Raw genomic sequence first — 24,694 nt, 5'->3', positions numbered from 1 at the left:
AGAAAGGAATTTAATACAATGAGTAAAAAAATATATATTTGGGGAGAACAAATCCCTGGAAATTCTGATAAGAGTAAAACAGATATTTTAGAAATTCATAAAGAATATAGTAATCAAGATTTATTTGAAAAGTATCCTGGAATTTGGGATAAATCATCGCAAGAGTTGGGCGATATGTCTGGAAATGATACGATGGTTTATCGACAAGAAATTGAAAATGGTCCTGCAGGAATGACTTATGAAGATAAACCGTTTTTAGTTCCTCATCTTGTAGAAGGTAGTGATAAATGTGTTCTTATTTGCCCGGGTGGTGCTTACTTAAGTAAATCAATGGTTGAAGAAGGAGAAGATATTGCAGCATTTCTAAATGCAGCTGGAATTTCAGCTTTTGTGCTGTGGTATCGTTCTTACCCCTATCGTGCACCTTTCATGTACTTAGACTGTCAGAGAGCTATTCGTTATTTACGATATCACGCCAAAGATTTTGGGTTTAATCCTTCTAAAATTGCTATGGTTGGATTTTCTGCTGGTGGGAATCTTGTTTCTGTCACTAATTTTTTACTTCGAAATCAAGCTGTTTCAGTTGATGGTTATCAATCAGATGCTATTGATGAGATGGATGCTTCTGTAGCTGGTGTTGCAGGAATTTATCCAGCTGTAGCAATAGAAGATGATAAGATTATAGCAGTTTTAGGAAGTCAAGACATTTATAACACCCTAGAATTACGACAAAAATTTGCGAAAAAATATGATGTTTTTAGTAATGTTCAAGAAGGAGACGCTCCCTTATTTTTGTGTGCCGCTATTGACGACGAAGCCGTTCCTGTCAAACACCTTGTGCGTTTAGCAAATATTGCACTGGGAAAAAATATTCCTGTTGAACTCCATCTCTTTTCAGAAGGTGGTCATGGATTTGGTGGTTGTATAGCCGAGCAAATGCCACAATTTTACCATGATAGAACAGCTGTTAAACAATGGAAAGCTCTTTTTGTAAATTGGCTTAATCGCTTATTTAAGTGATGAAGCATCTGTAAAAATGATACGTTAAATCTGACATTTTTAACTTGATAAGTATTCTAAAAATGCTAAAATTAAAATGTAAACGTTTTCTATAAAACAAAAATCATAAGGAGGCTATGCTCATGTCAGTATTTTATGTTCCATCTCAAAACCTTATTGGTTGCGGAGTGGTTAAAGAAATTGGAAGTCATATTAAGGAATTAGGGTATAAGAAGGCCCTTTTGGTGACAGATCATTTTATTGCTGGAAGTGATATTTTATCTAAAGTAACTGCACCACTTGATGCAGAAAATATTGATTATGTTGTTTATAGCGATGTTGATCCAAATCCAACAGTTAAAAATGTCGAAGAAGGTCTAGCTGCTTTGAAAGAAAATGCTTGTGACTTTATCATCTCACTTGGTGGTGGTTCACCACAAGATGCTGCTAGCTGTATTTCAATTTTGGCAACAAATGGTGGTCGTCCGCAAGACTACGAAGGCGTCAACAAATCATCTAAAAAAGGTCTACCTGTTGTAGCCATTAATACGACTGCAGGAACATCAGCTGAAATTACTATCAACTACGTTATCACGGATGAAGAACGCAAAGTTAAAATGGTTATGGTTGATAAAAATAGCTTAGCCTTGATGTCAGTTAATGACCCAGAACTTATGGTTTCAATGCCTAAATCATTGACAGCAGCAACTGGTATGGATGCTTTGACTCACGCAATTGAGGCTTTAGTGACACCAGGTGCTTACGGGGCAACGAAAAAACTTTCAATTGGTGCAATTGAGCTAATCAAAGAATTTTTACCACGAGCTGTTGAAAATGGAAATGACCTTGAAGCGCGTGAAGCTATGGTCAATGCGATTTTCCTAGGCGGTATGGCATTTAACAATGCTGGTCTTGGTTATGTGCATGCGATGGCTCATCAGCTTGGTGCTGTTTACCATTTGCCACACGGTGTCTGCTGTGCCATGATTTTGCCAATCGTTGAACGTGAAAATGCCAAACACGTTCCAGCAGCTTTCCGAGATGTTGCTAAAGGACTAGGACTTCACACAGAAGATAAAAGTGACCAAGAATGTGCTGATTATGCCATTGCAGAAATTGAAAAATTGTCAGCAACAGTTGGTATTCCTAAGAAATTGACTGAGCTTGGTATCAAGGAAGAAGAATTCGACTTTGAATTTCTTTCTAAAAATGCTTTGCTTGATGCCTGTGCACCAGGGAATCCATTTATGCCAACGCTTGAAGAAACAATCAATCTTTACAAACAGCTATTCTAAGCGCGTGTTTTTAAGTAAGTCACTGAGAAATTTCAGTGGCTTATTTTTTTGAGAAAAATTTCTTTGCAAAAATAAAAGAATGTGTTAAGATAGTAGCTAAAAAAATTTAATTAGAGGAGGCTAACTTGGATACAACAACGTTAAAAGATTTGGCAAAAACAGAATTACATTGTCACTTGGATGGTTCGATTTCATTGGAGACAATTCGTCGATTAGCAGATATGGCAGATATTGCTATTCCTGCTTCTGATGTAGAATTGAAAAAGCTTGTCGTTGCACCCGCAGAAGCAGAATCTTTGATGGATTACCTTAAGGCATTTGATTTTATTCGCCCGCTTTTACAGACAAAAGAAGCTCTGCACTTAGCGGCTTACGATGTGGCTAGACAAGCTGCACAAGAAAATGTAATTTACACTGAAATCCGTTTTGCGCCCGAGTTTTCAATGGATGAGGGGCTAAAAGCATCAGAGACTGTTGAAGCTGTTTTATCTGGACTTGAACAAGCAGAACATGATTTTGGTATTGTTGCTAAAGTGCTTGTTTGTGGAATGAAACAATCACCTGCAAGCGTCACACGAGATATTTTTGACCACGTTGTATCGTTAGCCCAAAAAGGGTTAGTTGGTTTTGATTTTGCTGGAAATGAACTTGATTTTCCACCAGCAGAATTGGAAAAACTTATTCGCTACACTCAAGAACTTGGTCTTCCGATGACTTTCCACGCTGGAGAATGTGGCTGCGCTCACTACATTGCAGACTCAATTGCCCTTGATATCAAACGTTTGGGGCATAGCACAGCTATTTACAATCAACCTGAATTAATCAAACAATTTGTTGAAAACAACGTAACAGCTGAACTTTGTTTGACAAGTAATCTGCAGACAAAGGCAGCGAGATCAATCGATGAATTTCCGTTTCTTGCTTTGAAAAAGGCTGGCGCTAAAATTACAATTAACACAGACAACCGAACAGTTTCTGATACAAATCTGACAAAAGAATACGGACTTTTTGTTAAACATTTTGGAGTAAATGCAGCTGATTTTCTAAGCTTTAATAAAAATGCCATTCATGCATCTTTCACAAGCGAAGGTCAAAAAGCTGATTTATTATCGAAAATTGACGATTTATATAAAACATTTTTGTAAAAATATGCTACAATAATGGTAATTTATGTTTGGAGGAAACTATGGCTTTAGTTAAAATTGTCTATGCCAGCATGACAGGAAATACTGAAGAAATTGCTGACATCGTCGGAAATAAATTTGAAGAACTCGGACACACTGTTGAAGTAGACGAATGTACAACTGTTGACGCAGCTGATTTTGAAGATGCTGACGTTGCAATCGTTGCATCATACACATACGGAGACGGTGAATTACCAGACGAAATCGTTGATTTCTACGAAGATTTGGCAGATGTTGATTTGTCAGATAAAATCTTTGGTGTTGTCGGTTCTGGTGACACTTTCTATGATTACTTCTGTAAAGCAGTTGATGAATTTGAAGCTCAATTTGCATTGACAGGCGCTACAAAAGGTGCTGATTCTGTCAAAGTTGATTTGTCAGCTGAAGAAGAAGATATTGCAAATCTTGAAGCTTTCGCAGAAACTATTTCTGAAAAAGTAAACTAATAGTAAATGAGGTTGGGGTACGCTCCAATCTCTTTTTTTCTCTTCTCCTTCATAAAGAATTAAATATAAGTGAGGTGCCGTATGGCAAAAAATAGAGAATATGATTATGGCTTTCATGATGATGTGACGCCGACTTATTCAACAGGTAAGGGTTTGACGGAAGAAATCGTTCGAAACATATCTGCTTACAAGCACGAGCCAGAGTGGATGCTTGAGTATCGCCTAAAAAGTTTAGAATTATTTTACAAACTTCCCATGCCAGATTTTGGACCAGATTTATCTGGAATTGACTTTGATGATGTGATTTATTTTCAAAAATTAGCCGATAAGAAAGTCAATGATTGGGATGATGTTCCTGACAAAATCAAGGAAACATTTGAGAGACTTGGTATCCCACAAGCTGAGCGAGACTATCTATCAGGTGCTGTGGCACAATACGAATCTGAAGTTGTCTACCATAATATGAAAGAAGAATTTCAAAAGCAAGGGATTATCTTCACAGATACCGATACTGCCCTTCAAAAATATCCTGAACTGTTTAAAAAGTATTTTGGAAAAATTGTTTCAAATAGTGAGCATAAATTTGCTGCGCTAAATGGTGCGGTCTGGTCAGGTGGAACCTTTATCTATGTTCCAAAAGGTGTTCAATGTGATATTCCTGTTCAGACATATTTTCGAATTAACGGTGAAAATGCTGGACAGTTTGAACGCAGTTTGATTATTGTCGATGAAGGTGCTTCAATTCAATACATCGAAGGTTGTACAGCGCCAAATTATTCAACAAATAGTTTGCATGCTGCTACTGTTGAAATTGTGGTTAAACGTGATGCAAGTTTTCGTTACACAACTATGCAAAATTGGTCAGATAATGTCTACAATCTTGTAACAGAACGTGGCCGAGTTGAAGAAAATGGCATGTTGGAATGGATTGACGGTAATCTTGGGAGTAAGGTTAATATGAAATATCCTTGCTCAATTTTAGCAGGACCACATGCCAAAACATCTGTACTTTCAATGGCATTTGCCAATTATGGACAACACCTAGATGCAGGTTGTAAGGTTTATCATAATGCTCCTCATACGTCTTCAACTTTGATTTCAAAATCTGTAGCTAAAGATGGCGGAAAAACTGATTATCGTGGGTCAGTTTACTTTGGTAAGCATAGTGACGGCTCAAAATCTCATATTGAATGTGACACCATTTTAATGGATGATTTATCAAGTTCTGATACCATTCCTTTCAATGAGATTCACAATTCAAATGTCTCCTTAGAACACGAAGCAAAAGTCTCAAAAGTCTCAGAAGAACAACTTTACTACATGATGAGTCGAGGCATTTCAGAAGAAGAAGCGACAGCGATGATTGTTAATGGCTTTATGGAACCAATCACAAAAGAACTTCCTATGGAATACGCTGTTGAAATGAATAGCTTAATCACTATGAGTATGGAAGGGTCAGTAGGTTAATATCTTTAAAGTTTTCTTGTCAAGCTATTAACTTTTCTTTATAATGGAGACAATACTATAGAAGAAAGATAGGTTATAAGGGATATGTCAGTAAAAGATTTAGAGCTTACTCGTAAAGAAATTGACCAAGTTGATCAACAGCTGGTTGCTCTTCTTGAAAGACGCATGCAGTTGGTTAATGATGTTGCTGCTTATAAAAAAGCTACTGGTAAGCCTATTTTGGATACTAGTCGTGAAGAAATTGTGCTAAACAAAGTTGCTAGCCGCGTTCAAAACAAGGCCTTTGAAGTAACTCTTGTAAACACTTTTGCAGATATCATGAAAAATTCTCGTGATTATCAAGCCAAACAATTAGCTGATGATTGAGTTTAAGGGAGAATTATCATGATAAAAAAACTAAAGGATAATCAAGATTATTCCTTAGATTTATTAGCAAAATTAGCAGGGTTAAGCATTTTTATAGGAATTCTTATTGGCTGTGTTGATGCCATTTTCGGACGTGTCCTACTCGCTTTGAGTGACTTTCGAGTTGCTAACTTCAATTACCTGATACCATTTTTAGGACTTGTCGGACTTTTGATTGTTTATCTATATCAAAAAGCAGATAGTCGAGCAGCTAAAGGGATGGGCTTGATGTTTGCTGTTGGACGCGGAGAAGAAGATGAGATTCCTCTTGTTTTACTACCTTTGGTAACTGTTTCTACTTGGGCAACGCACCTTTTTGGGGGTAGCGCTGGTAGAGAAGGTGTGGCTGTGCAGCTCGGCGCAACGATTTCACATGCCTTTAGTCGTTTCATCTCTTTTGAAAATAGCTCGCGCTTGTTCCTTGTGATTGGTATGGCAGCAGGTTTTGCAGGCTTGTTTCAAACGCCGCTTGCAGCTGTATTTTTTGGGCTGGAAATATTAGTGCTTGGCAAATTGCAGTTAGTTGCTTTATTGCCGATGACGGTTGCTTCTTTTGTTGCAAGTACGACATCACATCTTTTAGGGCTGGAGAAATTTTCTCACTTTGTCGATGTATCGCTAAACCTTGATATATTTCTATTTCTCAAATTAGCTTTGTTAGGAATTATCTTTGGTCTGGTTGGAAATGCTTTTGCAGCGTTTTTAGCCTTTTCTAAGGAAAAAGCAAAGGAAGTCTTTGCAAATCCATACTATCGTATTTTGTTTGGCGGGATTTTTCTAAGTTTACTTTTCTTGATGTTTTTCAACGGGCGTTACTCAGGACTTGGAACGAATTTGATTGCTGCAAGTTTTGCTGGAGGCGATATTCATATTTATGATTGGCTCTTTAAGTTGATTTTCACAGCTGCGACACTTGCTATTGGTTTCCAAGGTGGCGAAGTGACTCCTTTGTTTGCAATCGGAGCATCACTTGGTGTTGTTTTGGCAAAAATCTTTGGACTCCCTGTTGAATTTGTAGCAGCAGCTGGATATATCAGTGTTTTTGGTAGTGCTACGAATACGCTGCTCGCACCGATTTTTATTGGTGGTGAAGTTTTTGGCTTTGCCAATTTACCATATTTTACATTGGTAATGATTTTCGCTTATAGCCTTAATCGCAAAAATTCTATCTATACTGGTCAAGAGGTACTTTCTTTCTAAAAAATACGTCATATTGCTTTACAGCCATGGCTATTTTTGGTAGAATGTGATATGTGTGTAATGGACGCACTAAAATACGGCTAATCCGCTGGGACAAGCACTTAAGATTAGTAAGATAGGAGAATAATTAAATGAATCCATTAATTCAAAGTTTGACTGAAGGTCAATTACGTACTGACATCCCTGCATTCCAACCTGGTGATACTGTTCGTGTTCACGCAAAAGTTGTTGAAGGAAGCCGCGAACGTGTCCAAATTTTCGAAGGTGTGGTAATTTCACGTAAAGGTCAAGGGATCTCAGAAATGTACACAGTTCGTAAAATTTCAAGTGGTATCGGTGTTGAACGTACATTCCCAGTTCACACTCCACGTGTAGAAAAAATCGAAGTTGTTCGTCACGGTAAAGTACGTCGTGCTAAACTTTACTACTTGCGTGCATTGCAAGGTAAAGCTGCTCGTATTAAAGAAATCCGTCGTTAATTTTAACGAACACGATTCGATGAAAAGATCTGTCCTTGCGGCAGATTTTTTCTTAACTCCCCTTAGTTCAATGGATATAACAACTCCCTCCTAAGGAGTAGTTGCTGGTTCGATTCCGGCAGGGGAGATTGAATCTACCGTAAAAAGCCTTGATATCAAGGCTTTTTCTTATGTTTGAAATGGATTTTGTCCCCAAAATCCTTCCTCTTTTTTAGTGAAAAGTTCAAGAAATATTGTGTTAATTTTTTCTGAAAAAATCTTATATTTTCACCAGGTTTTTTCCTCTATTCTAGATAAAAAATGATATAATATTTTTTGATTAGAAACGAAGGAAGTATAATGGCAAGAAAAAAATATTCTATCGATAGTCGCATCGACTATTCTGTGATTTTACCTGTCTTTTTTCTTTTGCTTATTGGTTTAGTTGCTGTTTATATTGCAACAGCAAATGATTATCCTGGAACCATTGCAAAAGTGATGACACAACAAGGCATTTGGATTTTTTTAGGTTGTGCAGTTGCCTTTGTTGTCATGCTCTTTAGCACAGAATTTTTATGGAAAGTCACCCCGTATCTATACGGATTAGGACTAGCCTTAATGGTTTTACCCTTGATTTTTTACAGTCCCGAATTGGTAGAGTCTACAGGTGCTAAAAACTGGGTGACAATTGGTTCTGTGACCTTATTTCAACCTTCAGAGTTTATGAAGGTCTCGTATATTTTAATGCTTGCTAGGGCATCCATTTGGTTCCGCCAAAAATTTTCAGAAGATAATTTGAAAAATGATTGGAAACTTCTTGGAGTTTTTGCCTTGATTACCTTACCAGTTATGATTTTGTTAGGCTTGCAAAAAGACCTTGGTACAGCCATGGTTTTCTCAGCAATTTTAGCAGGTCTGATTTTGTTGTCAGGGATTTCTTGGTGGATTATTTTGCCTGTCGTAATTGTTGTTACAATTATTATTGCAGGTTTCTTGGCGATTTTTCTATCTCCTCATGGAAAAGATATTTTCTATAGTTTGGGGATGGATACTTATCAAATTAACCGTATTTCAGCTTGGCTAGATCCGTTTTCATATGCAAAATCAATTGCCTACCAACAAACTCAAGGGATGATTTCAATTGGTAGCGGAGGCTTCAGTGGTAAAGGGTTCAATGTGGTTGATCTTTCTGTTCCAGTTCGTGAAAGTGATATGATTTTTACTGTTATTGCTGAAGATTTTGGTTTCCTTGGTTGTGCTGTTGTTATGGGGTTGTACCTTGTTTTGATTTATCGAATGCTCCGCGTGACATTTGAATCAAACAATCGATTCTACACTTATATTTCAACAGGATTTATCATGATGATTTTATTCCACATCTTTGAAAATATTGGTGCGGCAATCGGAATTTTACCTCTGACTGGTATTCCTTTGCCGTTTATCTCACAAGGTGGTTCATCATTGATTTCTAATTTGATTTGTGTCGGCTTGATTTTATCAATGAGTTATCAAAATAATTTGCATCATGAGCAGGAAATCGAAGAACATTTCAGAAGAAGTGAACGTTATTAGAAGAGGTTTGGAAGAAATTCCAATCCTTTTTTTCTTGTCAAAATGAAGCCGTTTGGGAGATGAAAATGATTGGGCAGAGACTGTAAAAAAATGTAAATTTATGATATAATATTGGTTATGAATTACCATGATTATATCTGGGATTTGGGTGGCACTTTACTTGATAATTATGAGATGTCCACTCAGGCTTTTGTGAAAACGTTAGCAGATTTTGGCCAACAAGCATCACATGATGAGGTCTACGAAAAGCTAAAGGAATCCACAGATGCCGCTGTTGCACAATTTATCCCAAACCAACCACAATTTTTAAAAGAATACAAAACTTTAGAAGCCGATTATTTGAAAACACCGGTTCTTTTTGCGGGTGCCAGCGAAGTTTTGCAGGCAATTGTGGCAAGCGGTGGAAGAAACTTTTTGGTTTCTCATCGTAATAAGCAAGTCCTTGATATTTTAGAAAAAACTAAGGTCCTTCCATATTTCACGGAAGTTGTGACATCTGAGAGCGGCTTTGCCCGCAAACCAAATCCAGAATCAATGTTGTACCTCAAAGAAAAATATAACATTGAGCAAGCTCTGGTGATTGGAGATCGTGAAATTGATAAAGAAGCTGGTCAAGCAGCAGGCTTTGATACCTTGTTAGTTGATGGAAAAAAATCCTTATTGGAGATAGTGAAGTAAATGACGGAAGAAAATAAAAATTTAGCAGAATTAGCCAAAGAATATGATGCGAGTCAGATTCAGGTCTTAGAAGGTCTTGAAGCTGTACGTATGCGCCCCGGAATGTACATTGGTTCAACTTCAAAAGAAGGTTTGCACCACTTAGTCTGGGAAATCGTTGATAACTCTATCGATGAAGCTTTAGCAGGCTTTGCGACACATATTGAAGTCTTTATCGAAAAAGATAATTCAATTACAGTTGTCGATGATGGACGTGGTATTCCAGTTGACATTCAAGAAAAAACTGGTCGTCCAGCCGTAGAAACAGTCTTTACAGTTTTGCATGCCGGAGGTAAATTCGGCGGAGGCGGTTATAAAGTATCAGGTGGTCTTCACGGTGTAGGTTCATCTGTTGTAAACGCCCTCTCTACACAATTGGATGTTTCAGTTTATCGTGATGGCAAGATTCATTACCAAGAATATCGTCGCGGACATGTTGTTGATGATTTGAAAGTTATCGGTGAAACAGATCGTCACGGAACAACTGTTCACTTTACTCCAGATGGTGAGATTTTTACAGAAACTACAGTTTTTGATTTTGATAAATTAGCAAAACGCATTCAAGAACTTGCTTTCTTGAACCGAGGTCTACGTATCTCAATCACAGATAAACGTGAAGGAATTGAGCAAGAACAACACTATCACTATGAAGGTGGTATCTCAAGTTACGTTCAATTCATTAATGAAAATAAAGATGTTATCTTTGACACTCCTATCTACACTGATGGTGAGATGGATGGTATTTCTGTTGAGGTGGCAATGCAGTACACAACTGGTTACCACGAAACAGTTATGAGTTTTGCAAATAACATCCACACACATGAAGGTGGTACACACGAACAAGGTTTCCGTACAGCATTGACACGTGTGATTAACGACTACGCTCGTCAAAATAAAATCCTTAAAGAAAAAGATGACAATTTGACTGGTGATGATGTTCGTGAAGGTTTGACAGCTGTTATCTCTGTTAAGCACCCTAACCCACAATTTGAAGGTCAAACAAAAACAAAACTTGGAAACTCTGAGGTTGTTAAAATTACTAACCGCTTGTTTAGTGATGCCCTTAGCCGTTTCTTGTTAGAAAATCCTCAAATTGCGAAGAAAATCGTTGAAAAGGGTATTCTAGCTTCGAAAGCTCGTATCGCTGCCAAACGTGCTCGTGAAGTGACTCGTAAAAAATCAGGTCTTGAAATTTCAAATCTTCCTGGTAAATTGGCTGACTGTTCTTCAAATGACGCAACAATGAACGAATTGTTCATCGTCGAAGGGGACTCTGCCGGAGGTTCAGCAAAATCAGGTCGTGACCGTGAGCACCAGGCTATCTTGCCAATTCGTGGTAAAATCTTGAACGTTGAGAAAGCAAGCATGGATAAAATTCTTGCTAACGAAGAAATCCGAAGCTTATTTACAGCTATGGGAACTGGATTTGGTGCTGACTTTGACGTTACAAAAGCACGTTATCACAAATTAGTTATCATGACCGATGCCGATGTCGATGGTGCACACATCCGTACATTGTTGTTGACGTTGATTTATCGCTTTATGCGACCAGTCCTAGAAGCAGGATATGTTTATATTGCACAACCACCAATTTACGGTGTCAAAGTTGGTAGTGAGATTAAAGAGTACATCCAACCAGGAGCAAATCAAGAAAGTGAACTTCAAGCAGCTATCGAACGTTACAGCAATGGTCGTTCTAAACCATCTGTTCAACGATACAAAGGTCTTGGTGAAATGGATGACCACCAACTTTGGGCAACAACAATGGACCCAGAGAATCGTTTGATGGCGCGTGTCTCAGTTGATGATGCGGCTGAAGCTGATAAGATTTTTGATATGCTTATGGGTGACAAGGTTGAACCACGTCGTGAGTTCATCGAAGAAAATGCGGTTTACAGTACACTTGATATTTAACAGAATATTAACAGAAAAATACTGCACGCAATCTCTAAGTATGGTATAATTGTAATGTTATAGCTATTTTTTACGATAAAAAGACAATTTATAAGGAGTTTTAAATGTCGAGCGGAATTATTTTACTGCTTGTAGCAATAGTTGTTTTAGTCATTATTGCTTATCTAGTTGGCGTTGTTGTACGCAAACGAAATGATTCATTGATTGCAAGCTTAGAAGAACGAAAACAATCATTATTTGGATTACCAGTCAATGAAGAAGTCGAAGCTGTTAAAAATCTTCATCTTATCGGACAAAGTCAAACAACATTCCGTGAATGGAATCAAAAATGGGTTGATCTTTCATTAAATTCATTTTCAGATATTGAAAATCACATTTTTGAAGCAGAAGATCTTAATGATAGTTTTAAATTCATCAGCGCAAAACACGAGATTGACAATGTTGAAAGTCAATTGAATCTGGTTGAAGAAGATATCAATGCTATTCGAGAAGCACTTTCAGTATTGAAAGAACAAGAAGAAAAGAATAGTGCTCGTGTTAAACATGCTTTGGATTTGTACGAGACTCTTCAAGCTTCAATCTCAGAAAAAGAAGATAACTTTGGTTCAACAATGCCTGAAATTGAAAAACAATTGAAGAACATTGAAACTGAGTTCTCTCAATTTGTAACGCTTAACTCAACAGGTGACCCAGTTGAAGCCTCAGAAGTACTTGACCGTGCTGAAGAACACACAATTGCGCTTGGACAAATTTCTGAACAAATTCCAGCAATTGTTGCTAAATTAGAAGATGATTTCCCAGATCAACTTGATGATTTGGAACAAGGTTATCGTCGTTTGCTTGAACAAAATTACCACTTCGCTGAAAAAGACATTGAAGCTCGTTTCCAAGAAGTACGTGACGCTATTCGTGCTAACTCTTCAGAACTTGTGACACTAGATTTGGATCGTGCTCGTGATGAAAATGAGCACATTCAAGAAAATATTGATTCATTGTATGAATTGTTCGAACGTGAAATCAAAGCTCACAAGTCAGCTCTTAAAGATAGTAAGATTATTCCAGATTACTTGGCTCATGCTAAAGCTAATAACGAAAAATTAGAGCATGAAATCAAACGTTTGTCTCACAAGTATATTTTGAATGACAATGAAAAACTTAATCTTCGTTCATTCACTAAAAACTTGGAAGAAATCGAACAAGAAACATTGCCAATCGTTGAAGTATTTGATAATCAAGACAAACCGTTCTCTGAACTTCAATTGATTTTTGATCGTACATTGAAAACTCTTGATGCTGTTGAAGAAGGTCAAATGCAAGTTTTTGAATACGTTAAAAATATTGAGCAAATCGAAAGTGTTGCTCGTCAAAGCTTGGATCAATACATTAATCGTTTGCACATGATTAAACGTTTCATCGAAAAACGCAATTTGCCTGGTATTCCTCAAGGTTTCTTGAGTGCGTTCTTCACAACAAGCAAACAACTAGAAGTTTTGATTGACGAACTTAGTCGTGGTCGCATTGATATTGAAGCTGTTTCAAGATTGACAGATGTTGCGACTGCAGCAATTGCTAATCTTGAAGATTCTGCATATCAAGTCGTTCAAAATGCTACATTGACTGAACAATTGTTACAATACTCAAATCGTTACCGTAGCTTTGAGCCAAGTGTTCAAAGTAGTTTCGAACATGCTTTGCATTTATTTGAAGATGATAATGATTATCAAGCATCATTTGATGAAATTTCATATGCGCTTGAAACAGTTGAACCAGGTGTAACTGATCGTTTTGTAACATCATACGAAAAAACACGTGAACAAATTCGTTTCTAAGACGAAAATATACTAAAAGGTTTGGAAAATTTTTCTAAACCTTTTTTGATATATTCATTTCTTACACAATTAAAGAGCAAATATATAACTCCATAATCAACCATCTCGGTTGATTTTTTGTTTGGGTAAAAAAATTCTAAAAATTTAACTTGCAATTTTCAGAATTTTCTTGTAGAATATCCTTAATATAAAAAAGCGGTGATAGAAAGAGCCTGAGACAACAGACAGAGAGTGCTTGATGGTGAGAAAAGCGTGCAATCCTTGGGCGACACATTCTTGAGTGCGTGTGCGAACTCTTATGACAGTAGTGCACGACGCGTGGTCTACGTTACAGACTGGAAGTCATGTACTTCATGAGAGCAGTAAAGGCGACTTGCTGCTGAATCAGAGGTGGAACCACGTTTTAAGCGTCCTTGCAAATTTTTTTGTGAGGGCTTTTTTATATCAGAAAATAGAAAGGATATTGTTATGACAACTATCAAAGGATTGAGAAAAATTGACCCTTATGTTGCCGGAAGTCAACCGAGTGGCGAAAATTTAATAAAATTAAACACAAACGAAAATGCGTACGGACCAAGTCCTAAAGTAGCAGATGCTTTTTCACACTTTGATGTCCATCAATTGCGAAAATATTCTACTTTAGATCAAGAATCACTTCGTACAGCTCTCGCTAAGCAACATGGTCTTGATCCAGATCAGATTATTGTTGGTAATGGATCTGATGATATTTTGTCAATGGCATTCTTGGCATTCTTTAATAGCGAAGATCCTATTTTGTTTCCTGATTTGACATATGGTTTTTATAAAGTTTGGGCTGATTTGTACCACATTAATTATCGTGAAATTCCTTTAGATGAAAATTTTGAAATCGATGCGACTGACTATATCGCTGATAATGGTGGCATTGTCATTACTAATCCAAATGCACCGACGGGGATTTATAAGTCACTTGATGAGATTGAGCATATTATTCGAGCTAATCAAGATGTGGTTGTCATTATTGATGAAGCCTATATTAATTTCGGTGGGCAAACAGCCATTCCATTACTTGAAAAATATGACAATGTGTTTATCACACGGACATTTTCAAAAGATGCTTCACTTGCTGGGCTCCGTATTGGATATGGCATAGGAAGTAAAAAATTGATGCCAGTTATTAATGCAGTAAAGAACTCAGTGAACCCATACAATGTTGATTTAATTGCTGAAAAACTCGCGCTCGCAGCGGTTGAATCGTGGGATTACTATGAAGAAACATGTCAAAAAATTATGGCGACAAGGGATTGGTTTACTGATGAACTTAAGTGGCTTGATTTCACTGTTTTGGAGTCAAAGACAAATTTTGTATTGGCAGAATGTCCACATCACTCTGCTAAATCTTTATTTGAATACTTGCAAGCTCATAATATTTACGTCAGATATTTCTCAAAAGTTGAGCGTGTTAAAAATCATTTGCGAATTTCCATCGGTCGTCAAGACGAAATGGAAGAAGTAATCAGAGTGATTAAGAAATATTATATGAAGTAAGGAGGCGATTGAATGAAAAAAACAACATTACCTGTTGGCATGCACGATAAATTGTTTAAACGTGCTCGTGTGACTTATAAAATTGAGCGTGACATCAGTGATTTCTTGATGAGTCAAGGATTTAATCGCATAGAAACTCCAACACTTGAGCATTTTGAGGTTTTTAGTGATTCGATTACTAAAAATAATTATAATTTTTTTGATAAAAGTGGTGAGTTGTTAACCCTTCGCCCAGATATTACAAGTCAGATTGGTCGTGTGATTGCCTCGACGCAGGTTGAAACACCGATTAAATTTTCTTACTCCGGAAAAGTTTTTAAGTACAATGAAGAGATGCGTGGTTTGATGAATGAGCACACGCAAGCTGGTGTTGAAATTGTTGGATTTCCTGCAGATGAAGCAGTTTACGAGGCGATTGCATCAGCAAAGTCTTCTCTTGATAAAGCAGATATTCCATCTTATCAGTTTGAATTCTCACATGCTGGCATTTTACAAACGATTTTTACAACGCTTGATTTGCCAGAAGCTGCTAGCAGAGAATTTGATGTGGCAATCAAAGATAAAAACATTACACAATTAAATGAACTGACTAAAAAGTATCCAAGTGAGTTCGATGATTTTTTGAAACAATTGCCGTTTTTATTTGGAGAAAGTCATCAAGTTTTGCAAGCTGCTCGTAAGCTTGTTACAAATAAGTTGATTTTAGCTGCTTTGAGTGATTTAGAAAATCTATTAGAACAAGTCTCGGATATCTTGCCGAAAAGTAATATTGACTTGGCACAAATTCCCTCAATGCCATATTATACTGGTGTGATGTTCAAAGTTTTTGGTGACAAGATTCCTGATGCTTTTGCATCTGGTGGGCGCTACGACAAATTATTTGAACGTTTTGGTGCTAAGAAATTAACAGCAGTTGGTTGGGCGGTTGATATTGATGCCATTTACCAAGCTGTCCACGATAACTTAGAAGGAGGTGCCTAATGGAAAATCAAATTACGATTGCATTGACGAAGGGGCGTATTGAAAAAGATACGGTGAAACTTCTGGAAAAAGCTGGTTTTGACATGTCGTTTATGGCAAATAAAGGGCGTAACTTGATTTTTGAAAGTCCAGATAAAAAGTTCCGTTTTTTGCTGGTAAAGGCACCTGATGTGACAACTTATGTGAGACACGGCGTGGCAGACCTTGGTGTGGTTGGAAAGGACTTGTTGATTGAACATCCGACAGGCTATCTTGAAATGTTGGATTTGAATTTTGGTTTATGTAAATTTTCAGTAGCTTCAACAGATGATTACAAGCCGCACGACCATAAGCGTAAGCGCATTGCCACAAAATACCCAACTATCGCAACGGATTATTTCAATAAAAAGGGTGAGGATGTTGAGATTATTTCCATTCAAGGAAGTGTTGAAATCGCACCAGTTATTGGACTTGCGGACGCTATTGTTGATATTGTTGAGACCGGAAATACTTTGGTTGCAAATGGCCTTAAAGTCTATGAAGATATTTGCCGTATTTCAGCTCGATTGATTGTCAACAAAGCGGCTCTGAAAAATAATCCTGATATTATGCCATTTATCAAGAAAATAGAAAAAATTGTAGGAAATGAGGAGGTAGCTTTTAAATGAAACGTTTAACTGGAACGACTGAAGAGATTTCAAAAATTCTTTATCAAGAACAGCTTGAGTTGAGTAAAGAAAATCTTGATGTTGATGATGCTGTTCGTAAGATTTTAGAAGACGTTAAGCTAAACGGGGATGAAGCTCTTAAGGCTTATTCTGAAAAATTTGACAAGATTACTTTAGATGACTTTGAAGTGGGTCAAGACCTTATTGATAAAGCATTTGAAGAAATTGATTCAGAAGTTTTACAAGCTCTTAAGAACGCTAAAGCTAACATCGAAAGTTATCACAAGCAACAGCTTGAATCAGGTTTTGAGGATGCTCCAGTAGGTGGTGTCGTTCGTGGTCAGTTAATTCGTCCGATTGAACGTGCGGGTGTTTATGTTCCAGGAGGAACTGCAGTTTACCCGTCATCAGTTTTGATGAATGTGATTCCAGCAAAAATTGCAGGTGTTAAAGAAATTATCATGATTACCCCACCACAAAAACATTTTGAACCAGCTATTTTGGTGGCTGCGTCGCTTGCTGGTGTTGACAAAATTTATCAAGTTGGTGGTGCACAAGGTGTGGCTGCTCTTGCCTATGGTACTGAAAGCATTCCTCGTGTTGATAAAATCACTGGACCTGGAAATATTTTTGTAGCAACAGCTAAGAAAATGGTTTACGGTCTTGTTGGCATTGATATGATTGCTGGTCCATCTGAAATCGGAGTAATTGCAGACAGCACGGCAAATCCAAAATATGTGGCTGCTGATTTGCTTTCTCAAGCCGAACATGATAAACGTGCTCGTGCGATTTTGGTTACAAATTCTGCTGAACTAGCTGATGCGGTTGAGACAGAAATAGAAACTCAGCTAAAAACATTGCCACGTGAGGAAATTGCTCGAGCTTCGATTGAAAATAATGGACGGATTATCGTTGCAAATTCAGTTGACGCCATGTTTGAATTGATGAATCAAGTAGCACCAGAGCATTTGGAGTTAGCGATGGATAATGCTTATGATTATCTTAATAAAGTTGAAAATGCTGGTTCAGTCTTTCTCGGACACTTTACAAGTGAGCCGATTGGAGATTATTACGCTGGTGCCAACCACGTTTTGCCTACAACAAGTACAAGTCGATTCTCTTCTGCACTTGGCGTACATGACTTTGTAAAACGTATTCAGTACATGCAATATTCTAAGTCAGCTGTTAATGCTGCTAGTCACGATATTACAACGCTTGCTTACGCTGAAGGTCTGCAAGCACACGCTAAAGCAATCGAGGTGCGTCATGACTAAGGTAAAAGGTTTATTGGTAATGGATGTGGATTCAACTCTCATCCAAGAAGAAGGAATTGATTTATTAGGTGAAGAAGCTGGTGTTGGTGAAAAAATCGCTGATATTACAGCGCGTGCCATGAATGGTGAACTTGATTTTAAACAAGCATTGGATGAGCGTGTTGGTTTACTAAAAGGCTTGCCAGAAAGTATTTTTGATAAGGTGCTTGCGCGCATGCATTTTACAAATGGTGCTGAGAAGTTGGTGGCTGAGCTTCATCGTCGCGGCTATAAAGTTGCTGTTGTGTCTGGCGGCTTTCACGAAACGGTTGACGTTTTGGCAAATCGCATCGGACTTGATTATGTGAGAGCTAATCGCTTGGAAGTCAAAGATGGTGTGCTAACAGGAAAGGTTCTTGGTGAAGTTGTCACAAAAGATGTCAAGAAAGCTAGTCTAGTGCAGTGGGCGGCAGAAAATGATTTGGAACTTAGTCAGACAGTTGCTATGGGAGATGGTGCAAATGACCTTCCTATGATTAAAACGGCAGGAATTGGCATTGCTTTTTGTGCGAAGCCAATCGTTCGAAAAGAAGCGCCTTATCAGATTAACGAAGCGAACTTGTACAAGGTGATTGACATTATAGATAGTCAAGAAAAGGAAGAACAATAAATGAGACAAGCAGAAATTGAACGTAATACCTTTGAGACAAAAATCAAATTGAATCTTAATTTGGATGCTCAAGAGCCTGTTTCTATTGACACAGGTGTCGGATTTTTTGACCACATGTTGACTCTTTTTGCAAGACATAGTCGCATATCACTTGTGGTTAAGGCAGATGGTGATTTGCATGTTGATAGTCATCATACTGTAGAAGATGTCGGGATTGTTCTTGGGCAAGCTTTGAAAGAGGCACTTGGCGATAAAGCAGGAATCAATCGCTACGGAACAGCTTTTGTTCCAATGGATGAAACGCTTGGAATGGCAAGCCTTGATTTGTCAGGACGTAGTTACCTTGTTTTTGATTGTGAATTTGATAATCCAAAACTTGGAAATTTTGATACTGAGTTGGTTGAAGAATTCTTCCAAGCATTTGCATTCAATGTTCAAATGAATTTGCACCTGAAGATTTTGCATGGTAAAAATAACCACCACAAATCAGAAAGTCTTTTTAAGGCGACTGGACGTGCTCTTCGCGAAGCTATTACCATTAACCCTGAAATCCATGGGGTTAATTCAACAAAAGGCTTGCTTTAATATATAGAAAGGAAAATCAGCCAAAACACTAAGATTTATTGGTGTTTTCAAGGTTTGATAACTTAGCTAATGATTATTGTGATTGATTATGATGCTGGAAATACAGCGAATGTCTTGAGAGCTTTGAAGAAAATTGGTGTTCAGGCTGAATTATCTAGTGATCCTACGAAGATTTTAGCAGCGGATGGACTCATTTTGCCAGGAGTCGGCGCATATCCAACTGCAATGGCTGAGCTGACAAAACGACATTTAGTACCAGCAATTAAAGAGGCGGTTGCTAAGGGTATTCCGTTACTTGGCATCTGTTTAGGCATGCAAGTACTGACTGAAACGGGCCTTGAACACCAAGAAACACAAGGTCTTGGTTTCATTCCAGGTGTCTGTCGAGAAATAGAGGGTAGTAAAAATTTGCCTGTTCCTCATATGGGATGGAATGATTTAACAGTAAAACAGGATAGCCCGTTGACAGGTGGTTTGGACGGACAGTCAGTTTATTTTGTGCATAGCTATTTTACAGATGTCCCTGAAGAGTATATTGATGTCACAGCGGATTACGGCATCGAAGTACCAGCTATGATTCATAAGGGAAATGTCTACGGTGCCCAGTTCCACCCTGAAAAATCAGGTGACCTTGGTCTAGGCATTCTTGAAAAATTTATCAATATTTGTAAAGCTAACACGTGATGAAAAAAGGAGTTTTGTATGCAAATTCTTCCAGCAATTGATATTAAAGATGGGCAGGCTGTTCGTCTTTTCAAAGGTGATTTTAATCAAAAAACGGTAGTAAATCCTGACGTGCTTGAACAAGCAAAGATTTTTGCTGAGGCAGGAATTCAATTTATTCATGTTGTGGACCTTGACGGAGCTCTTGATGGTCGCGCTACAAATCGCGATTTGATTGCCAAGTTAAAAAAGGAATCTGGTCTTTCTGTCGAAGTTGGCGGCGGCATTCGAACCCTTGAGCAGATTGAAGATTATTTAGCGGTTGGAATTGACCGTGTGATTATCGGGTCAATGGCGGTTAAAAATCCAGATTTTGTAAGAGCTGCTTTGGAAAAATTTGGTAGTGACAAAATCGTGATTGGAATTGATGCTAAAGCTGGCATGGTGGCAACAGAAGGCTGGCTTGAGACAAGTGATGTCGATTATATCAGTTTAGCAAAGACTATGGAGAAAATTGGGGTGACTCTCTTTGTTTATACGGATGTAGACCGAGACGGGACACTAACAGGACCTAATTTTGAACATTATGAGCGCTTGGTAGCTGAACTGACGACAGCGCAGGTCATTGCATCTGGTGGTATAGCAGAGCAGGCAGACTTAGCTAAGTTAGAAAAAATGGGCGTTGCGGGAACTATTGTTGGTAAAGCTTACTATAATGGCAATATCAGCCTTGAAGAGCTAAAAGCTTTTGGAGGATAGACTATGCTGAAAAAACGCATTATTCCTTGTCTTGATGTCAAGGATGGTCGAGTGGTTAAGGGAGTTAACTTTGTCAATTTGACAGATGTTGGTGACCCAGTGGATGCGGCGCGTGCTTACTATGAAGCTGGCTGTGATGAATTGGTTTTTCTTGATATCACAGCGACTCATGAAAAACGTGACACGACAGTTGAAATGGTGAAACGTGTAGCTGACCAAGTTTTTATTCCATTTACAGTTGGTGGCGGCATTCGCTCGGTTGAAGATATGAATAAAATGCTTAAAGCCGGTGCGGACAAGGTTGCCGTAAATTCATCGGCTGTAGCCAACCCACAACTTATTAAAGACTGCTCAGAAAAATTTGGCAATCAGTGTGTGGTAGCTGCTATCGATGCCAGAAAAGAATCCGACGGCTCTTGGCATGTTTATGTTGCAGGTGGTCGTAAAGACACAGGCATTGATTTGATTGAATGGGCAAAAAAAGTTGTCAGCCTTGGCGCAGGAGAAATTCTTTTGACCAGCATGGACAAAGACGGTACGAAGTCAGGATTTGACTTAGACATGTTAAATGCCGTTGCTGATGTGGTTGATGTTCCTATCATTGCCTCAGGTGGAGCAGGAAATATTGAGCACATGGTTGACGTTTTTGAAAAAACAAGTGCAACTGGTGCGCTTGCTGCTTCGATTTTCCACTTTGGTGAGGTTTCGATTGCAGATACCAAATCTGCTATGGCAGAAGCAGGAATTGAGGTGAGACGATGAGTGAGATAAAGCTAGATTTTGCCAAACAAGGAGGTCTTCTTCCTGTTATTGTGACTGATTATCAGACTGGGCAAGTGTTAATGCTTGCTTACATGAATGAAGAGGCTTATCGTTTGACCCTTGAAACAAAGCAGATGCACTATTGGAGTCGCTCACGCAATGAACTTTGGCATAAAGGTGCAACCAGTGGGCATTATCAGTATGTTAAATCCATAAAAACAGATTGTGACTGTGATACTTTGCTTGTAGCAGTCAAGCAAGAAGGTGCAGCCTGTCACACAGGAGCATATAGTTGCTTCTTCAACGATATTTTATAGAAAGGAAAAATGATGTTAGAAACACTTTATAATGAAGCTTTAGACCGTAAGGAAAATCCGAAAGAAGGTTCTTACACTAATTACCTTTTTGACAAAGGTTTAGACAAGATTTTGAAAAAAGTCGGCGAAGAAGCAACAGAGGTTGTTATTGCAGCCAAAAATGCTGATAAAGATGAAATTGCCAATGAAACAGCAGATGTTTTGTACCACTTGGCGGTTATGCTTGTCGAAACAGGATTGACACCAGCTGATATTGAGTCGGTGTTAAAAGCTCGCCAAGGTAAAAAGAGTAACGTTCACGATCGACCAGAAATCACAAATTATTAAGCTAAAAAAGGCAGGAAATTAATTCCTGCTTTATTAATCCCTTCAAAAGCAATCGATTGCGCTATTCATGAGAAGATGCTAGTTGTATATATGATATTTCGCTTGCTGAAAGCAAAAAAATAATCAACGAAAACGCTTGCGTAAATATAAAGTATTTTGTATACTGAAAGCATAAAAAGTTTAAAACGTGATTTAGATTCTTTGAAAGTTGAGGAAGAGATAATCAATATGGCTTCATATGCTAAAACAACTAATCAATTAACATCCGCACAACAAATCAGTCAAACAGAACTTTTAGCAATTATCAGCGACTTAGCAGATGCTGAAAAAGATGAAATTTTAGAAAATCTTAAAGTAACTGATAAAGATGGTAACGTAGTCGCTATCACAGCTATTAATCTAGATAAGACAAGAAATAAAGTTAGTGTCATAGGTGATTTTTCAAGTGACGGTCTTTATACAGTAAGTTATAACGGAGACCAATATCAAGCTAAGCAAAGTTGGCAATATACAGATTCTAAATACGCCTATGACGGTGATTTGGGAGCACGTGTTTTTGATAACGGGGCGTGTGTTGAGTTGACCGTCTGGTCACCAAGTGCTGATAGTATTTCTGTTGTTCTTTATGATAAAAATGATAAAACTAAAGTTGTTGGCAAAGTGGCCATGACAAAAGGTGATAAAGGTCAATGGTCATCTAGCTTAACACCAAGTCTCGGATTGGGAGTTAATGATTATCGTGGTTATTATTACCATTATGAAATCAAACGTGGAGAGGATACTGTTTTAGCACTTGACCCGTATGCTAAATCTCTTGCAGAATGGAATAGTGATTTAATTGGAACAGATCCGTCATATAAAGTTGCTAAAGCTGCAATTGTCGATACAAGTGCTACTGGTAATCAAAACTTGAGTTATGCAGACATTAAGGGTTACACAGCTCGTGAGGATGCTATTATTTATGAAGTGCACGTGCGTGACTTTACTTCTGATAAGGCGATTTCTGATAATCTTAAACACCAATTTGGAACATTTGCAGCATTTGCTGAGAAACTGGGTTATCTCCAAAGGCTAGGTGTTACTCATATTCAATTACTTCCTGTGATGAGTTATTATTTTGCTAACGAAGAGATTAACGGACAACGTTTGGATTATTTTTCTTCAAGCAATACAAACTACAATTGGGGATATGACCCACAAAGTTACTTTGCTTTGACAGGAATGTACTCTGAAAATCCATCTGACCCAGCAAAACGTATTGCGGAATTTAAGAACCTCATCAGTGAAATTCATAAGCACGGCATGGGAGTTATTTTGGATGTTGTTTATAATCACACAGCTGACCTGGCTATTCTTGAAGATTTGGAACCTGGCTACTATCACTTTATGGAAGCAGATGGCACAGCTAAAACAAGCTTTGGTGGTGGTCGTCCAGGAACAACTCACTACATGACACGACGTATGGTACTTGATTCAATTGCTTATTGGACAAATGAATTTAAAGTAGATGGTTTTCGTTTTGATATGATGGGAGATTTGGATGCCAAGACAGTTCAAATGACCTATGACAAAGCAAAGGTTTTAAATCCAAATGTTATTATGCTTGGTGAAGGTTGGATTACTTATGCTGGAGATGCCAATGATTCCAGACAACCTGCTGACCAAACATGGATGTCACAGACAGATAGTGTTGCATCATTCTCTGATGATATTCGTAATCTCCTTAAATCAGGTTATCCAAGTGAAGGGGCGCCATGTTTTATCACAGGTGGAACAACAAATCTGCAAAAACTCTTTAATACCATCAAAGCTCAGCCAAATAATTTCACGGCAGACGATCCAGGTGATGTGATTCAATATATTGCAGCTCATGATAACTTAACACTTCATGATATTATTGCTAAATCAATTCACAAAGATCCATCAGTGGCTGAAAATGAAGTTGAGATTTTACGTCGTCAACGTTTGGGAAATCTTATTATCTTAACGTCTCAGGGAACAGCCTTTATTCATTCAGGACAAGAATACGGTCGCACTAAGCAATTCCGTGATGAAGCCTATAAGACACCAGTTCCAGCTGATCAGGTTCCAGCAAAATCTGATTTGCTAACAAATGCAGATGGTACACCTTTTGAATATCCTTACTTTATTAGTGATTCTTACGACTCGACAGATGCGATTAATCATTTTGATTGGGCAAAAGTAACTGATAGTAAAGCTTATCCAGAAAACACTAAAACACAAGTTTATACAAAAGGTCTTATTGCCCTTCGACGTTCAACTGATGCCTTTACACTTAAGACAAAAGCAGATGTTGATAGCAAGGTCAAACTGATTACTGTTCCAAATGAAAATGGTGTTGCCAAAGATGATTTGGTTATCGCTTATCAAACACAAGCAAGCAATGGCGATGTTTATGCCGTCTTTATCAATGCTGATAGCAAAGCGCGTGAGATTGTCTTGTCAGATGCCTACAAAGCTCTTCTTAATGGCGAAGTTCTTGCAGATGGAGAGCAGGCAGGAACAACTGCAATTTTAAATCCGTCAGGTGTCTCCTTTACAGAAAATAGCGTTAAGCTTTATCCTCTCACAGCCACGATTTTACGTTTGAGAAAATGATAAATAAAAACAGGCATAGCATTTTGAGCTGTGCCTGTTTTTTATATAAAAGTACCTTTTTTAACTAGTTTTTTGCAACCTCTTTCGTATAAAAAATT

23 protein-coding genes, 1 tRNA gene and 1 pseudogene are annotated in these 24,694 nt (G+C 37.9%); all 25 read left to right on the top strand.

Annotation, left to right across the window (positions count from 1 at the left end):
• The first annotated feature begins 18 nt into the window (after positions 1-18).
• Complete coding sequence (locus tag ACNTMY_RS06265; protein ID WP_423215802.1) at positions 19-1,020, top strand: alpha/beta hydrolase; 1,002 nt, start codon at positions 19-21, stop codon at positions 1,018-1,020.
• Between the two features lie 122 nt (positions 1,021-1,142).
• Entirely contained in the window at positions 1,143-2,294 is a 1,152-nt protein-coding gene (locus ACNTMY_RS06260) for an iron-containing alcohol dehydrogenase (RefSeq protein WP_423215801.1), read from the top strand.
• A gap of 125 nt (positions 2,295-2,419) precedes the next feature.
• Positions 2,420-3,439 carry an adenosine deaminase gene (gene add, locus ACNTMY_RS06255; protein WP_423215800.1) on the top strand — a complete coding sequence of 340 codons (1,020 nt, stop codon included), beginning with the start codon at positions 2,420-2,422 and terminating at the stop codon, positions 3,437-3,439.
• A 41-nt stretch (positions 3,440-3,480) separates the two neighbouring features.
• A complete protein-coding gene (locus ACNTMY_RS06250) occupies positions 3,481-3,924 on the top strand; it encodes a flavodoxin (protein WP_004232579.1) in 444 nt (147 codons plus the stop codon).
• An 81-nt stretch (positions 3,925-4,005) separates the two neighbouring features.
• Positions 4,006-5,391, top strand: coding sequence for a Fe-S cluster assembly protein SufB (gene sufB, locus ACNTMY_RS06245; protein ID WP_423215799.1), 1,386 nt, complete (start codon positions 4,006-4,008; stop codon positions 5,389-5,391).
• 84 nt (positions 5,392-5,475) lie between these two features.
• Positions 5,476-5,757, top strand: coding sequence for a chorismate mutase (locus ACNTMY_RS06240; protein ID WP_423215798.1), 282 nt, complete (start codon positions 5,476-5,478; stop codon positions 5,755-5,757).
• 18 nt (positions 5,758-5,775) lie between these two features.
• Positions 5,776-6,996 (top strand): chloride channel protein, encoded by a 1,221-nt coding sequence (locus ACNTMY_RS06235; RefSeq protein WP_423215797.1) that lies wholly within the window; start codon positions 5,776-5,778, stop codon positions 6,994-6,996.
• Between the two features lie 131 nt (positions 6,997-7,127).
• Complete coding sequence (gene rplS / locus ACNTMY_RS06230) at positions 7,128-7,475, top strand: 50S ribosomal protein L19 (protein ID WP_423215796.1); 348 nt, start codon at positions 7,128-7,130, stop codon at positions 7,473-7,475.
• 56 nt (positions 7,476-7,531) lie between these two features.
• Positions 7,532-7,603 (top strand) — tRNA-Arg (locus ACNTMY_RS06225).
• Between the two features lie 211 nt (positions 7,604-7,814).
• Entirely contained in the window at positions 7,815-9,026 is a 1,212-nt protein-coding gene (locus tag ACNTMY_RS06220) for an FtsW/RodA/SpoVE family cell cycle protein (protein WP_423215795.1), read from the top strand.
• Between the two features lie 117 nt (positions 9,027-9,143).
• Positions 9,144-9,704, top strand: coding sequence for an HAD-IA family hydrolase (locus ACNTMY_RS06215; protein WP_423215794.1), 561 nt, complete (start codon positions 9,144-9,146; stop codon positions 9,702-9,704).
• On the top strand, positions 9,705-11,657 hold the full coding sequence (gene gyrB, locus ACNTMY_RS06210) for a DNA topoisomerase (ATP-hydrolyzing) subunit B (RefSeq protein WP_423215793.1): 1,953 nt from the start codon (positions 9,705-9,707) through the stop codon (positions 11,655-11,657).
• A 104-nt stretch (positions 11,658-11,761) separates the two neighbouring features.
• Positions 11,762-13,486 carry a septation ring formation regulator EzrA gene (gene ezrA, locus ACNTMY_RS06205; RefSeq protein WP_423215792.1) on the top strand — a complete coding sequence of 575 codons (1,725 nt, stop codon included), beginning with the start codon at positions 11,762-11,764 and terminating at the stop codon, positions 13,484-13,486.
• Between the two features lie 468 nt (positions 13,487-13,954).
• Positions 13,955-15,013, top strand: a complete 1,059-nt coding sequence (gene hisC, locus ACNTMY_RS06200) for a histidinol-phosphate transaminase (protein ID WP_423215791.1) — start codon at positions 13,955-13,957, stop codon at positions 15,011-15,013.
• A 12-nt stretch (positions 15,014-15,025) separates the two neighbouring features.
• Complete coding sequence (locus ACNTMY_RS06195; protein ID WP_423215790.1) at positions 15,026-15,994, top strand: ATP phosphoribosyltransferase regulatory subunit; 969 nt, start codon at positions 15,026-15,028, stop codon at positions 15,992-15,994.
• The gene (gene hisG / locus ACNTMY_RS06190) at positions 15,994-16,641 is read left to right on the top strand and encodes an ATP phosphoribosyltransferase (RefSeq protein ID WP_423215789.1); all 648 of its coding nucleotides are present in this window, start codon (positions 15,994-15,996) and stop codon (positions 16,639-16,641) included. Before ACNTMY_RS06195 ends, hisG begins: the two co-directional genes overlap by 1 nt.
• Complete coding sequence (hisD, locus tag ACNTMY_RS06185; RefSeq protein WP_423215788.1) at positions 16,638-17,915, top strand: histidinol dehydrogenase; 1,278 nt, start codon at positions 16,638-16,640, stop codon at positions 17,913-17,915. Before hisG ends, hisD begins: the two co-directional genes overlap by 4 nt.
• Positions 17,908-18,564 carry a phosphoserine phosphatase SerB gene (serB, locus tag ACNTMY_RS06180; protein WP_423215787.1) on the top strand — a complete coding sequence of 219 codons (657 nt, stop codon included), beginning with the start codon at positions 17,908-17,910 and terminating at the stop codon, positions 18,562-18,564. Before hisD ends, serB begins: the two co-directional genes overlap by 8 nt.
• A complete protein-coding gene (gene hisB, locus ACNTMY_RS06175) occupies positions 18,565-19,149 on the top strand; it encodes an imidazoleglycerol-phosphate dehydratase HisB (RefSeq protein ID WP_423215786.1) in 585 nt (194 codons plus the stop codon). It abuts the gene before it with no gap.
• Positions 19,150-19,218: 69 nt separating this feature from the next.
• Positions 19,219-19,833, top strand: coding sequence for an imidazole glycerol phosphate synthase subunit HisH (gene hisH, locus ACNTMY_RS06170; RefSeq protein WP_423215785.1), 615 nt, complete (start codon positions 19,219-19,221; stop codon positions 19,831-19,833).
• Positions 19,834-19,851: 18 nt separating this feature from the next.
• A complete protein-coding gene (gene hisA / locus ACNTMY_RS06165; RefSeq protein WP_423215784.1) occupies positions 19,852-20,571 on the top strand; it encodes a 1-(5-phosphoribosyl)-5-[(5-phosphoribosylamino)methylideneamino]imidazole-4-carboxamide isomerase in 720 nt (239 codons plus the stop codon).
• A gap of 3 nt (positions 20,572-20,574) precedes the next feature.
• A complete protein-coding gene (hisF, locus tag ACNTMY_RS06160) occupies positions 20,575-21,333 on the top strand; it encodes an imidazole glycerol phosphate synthase subunit HisF (RefSeq protein ID WP_423215783.1) in 759 nt (252 codons plus the stop codon).
• Entirely contained in the window at positions 21,330-21,650 is a 321-nt protein-coding gene (gene hisI / locus ACNTMY_RS06155; RefSeq protein ID WP_423215782.1) for a phosphoribosyl-AMP cyclohydrolase, read from the top strand. Before hisF ends, hisI begins: the two co-directional genes overlap by 4 nt.
• A gap of 12 nt (positions 21,651-21,662) precedes the next feature.
• Positions 21,663-21,977, top strand: coding sequence for a phosphoribosyl-ATP diphosphatase (hisE, locus tag ACNTMY_RS06150; protein WP_423216872.1), 315 nt, complete (start codon positions 21,663-21,665; stop codon positions 21,975-21,977).
• Between the two features lie 168 nt (positions 21,978-22,145).
• Positions 22,146-24,596 (top strand): annotated as a pseudogene (locus ACNTMY_RS06145) (pullulanase); the annotation flags it as partial.
• Between the last annotated feature and the right edge of the window lie 98 nt (positions 24,597-24,694).

Source organism: Streptococcus equinus (genome assembly GCF_049393735.1).
Lineage (GTDB): Bacteria > Bacillota > Bacilli > Lactobacillales > Streptococcaceae > Streptococcus > Streptococcus equinus_G.
Note: the sequence above shows the minus strand (reverse complement) of the source record. Positions and strands in the feature narration are given on the sequence as shown.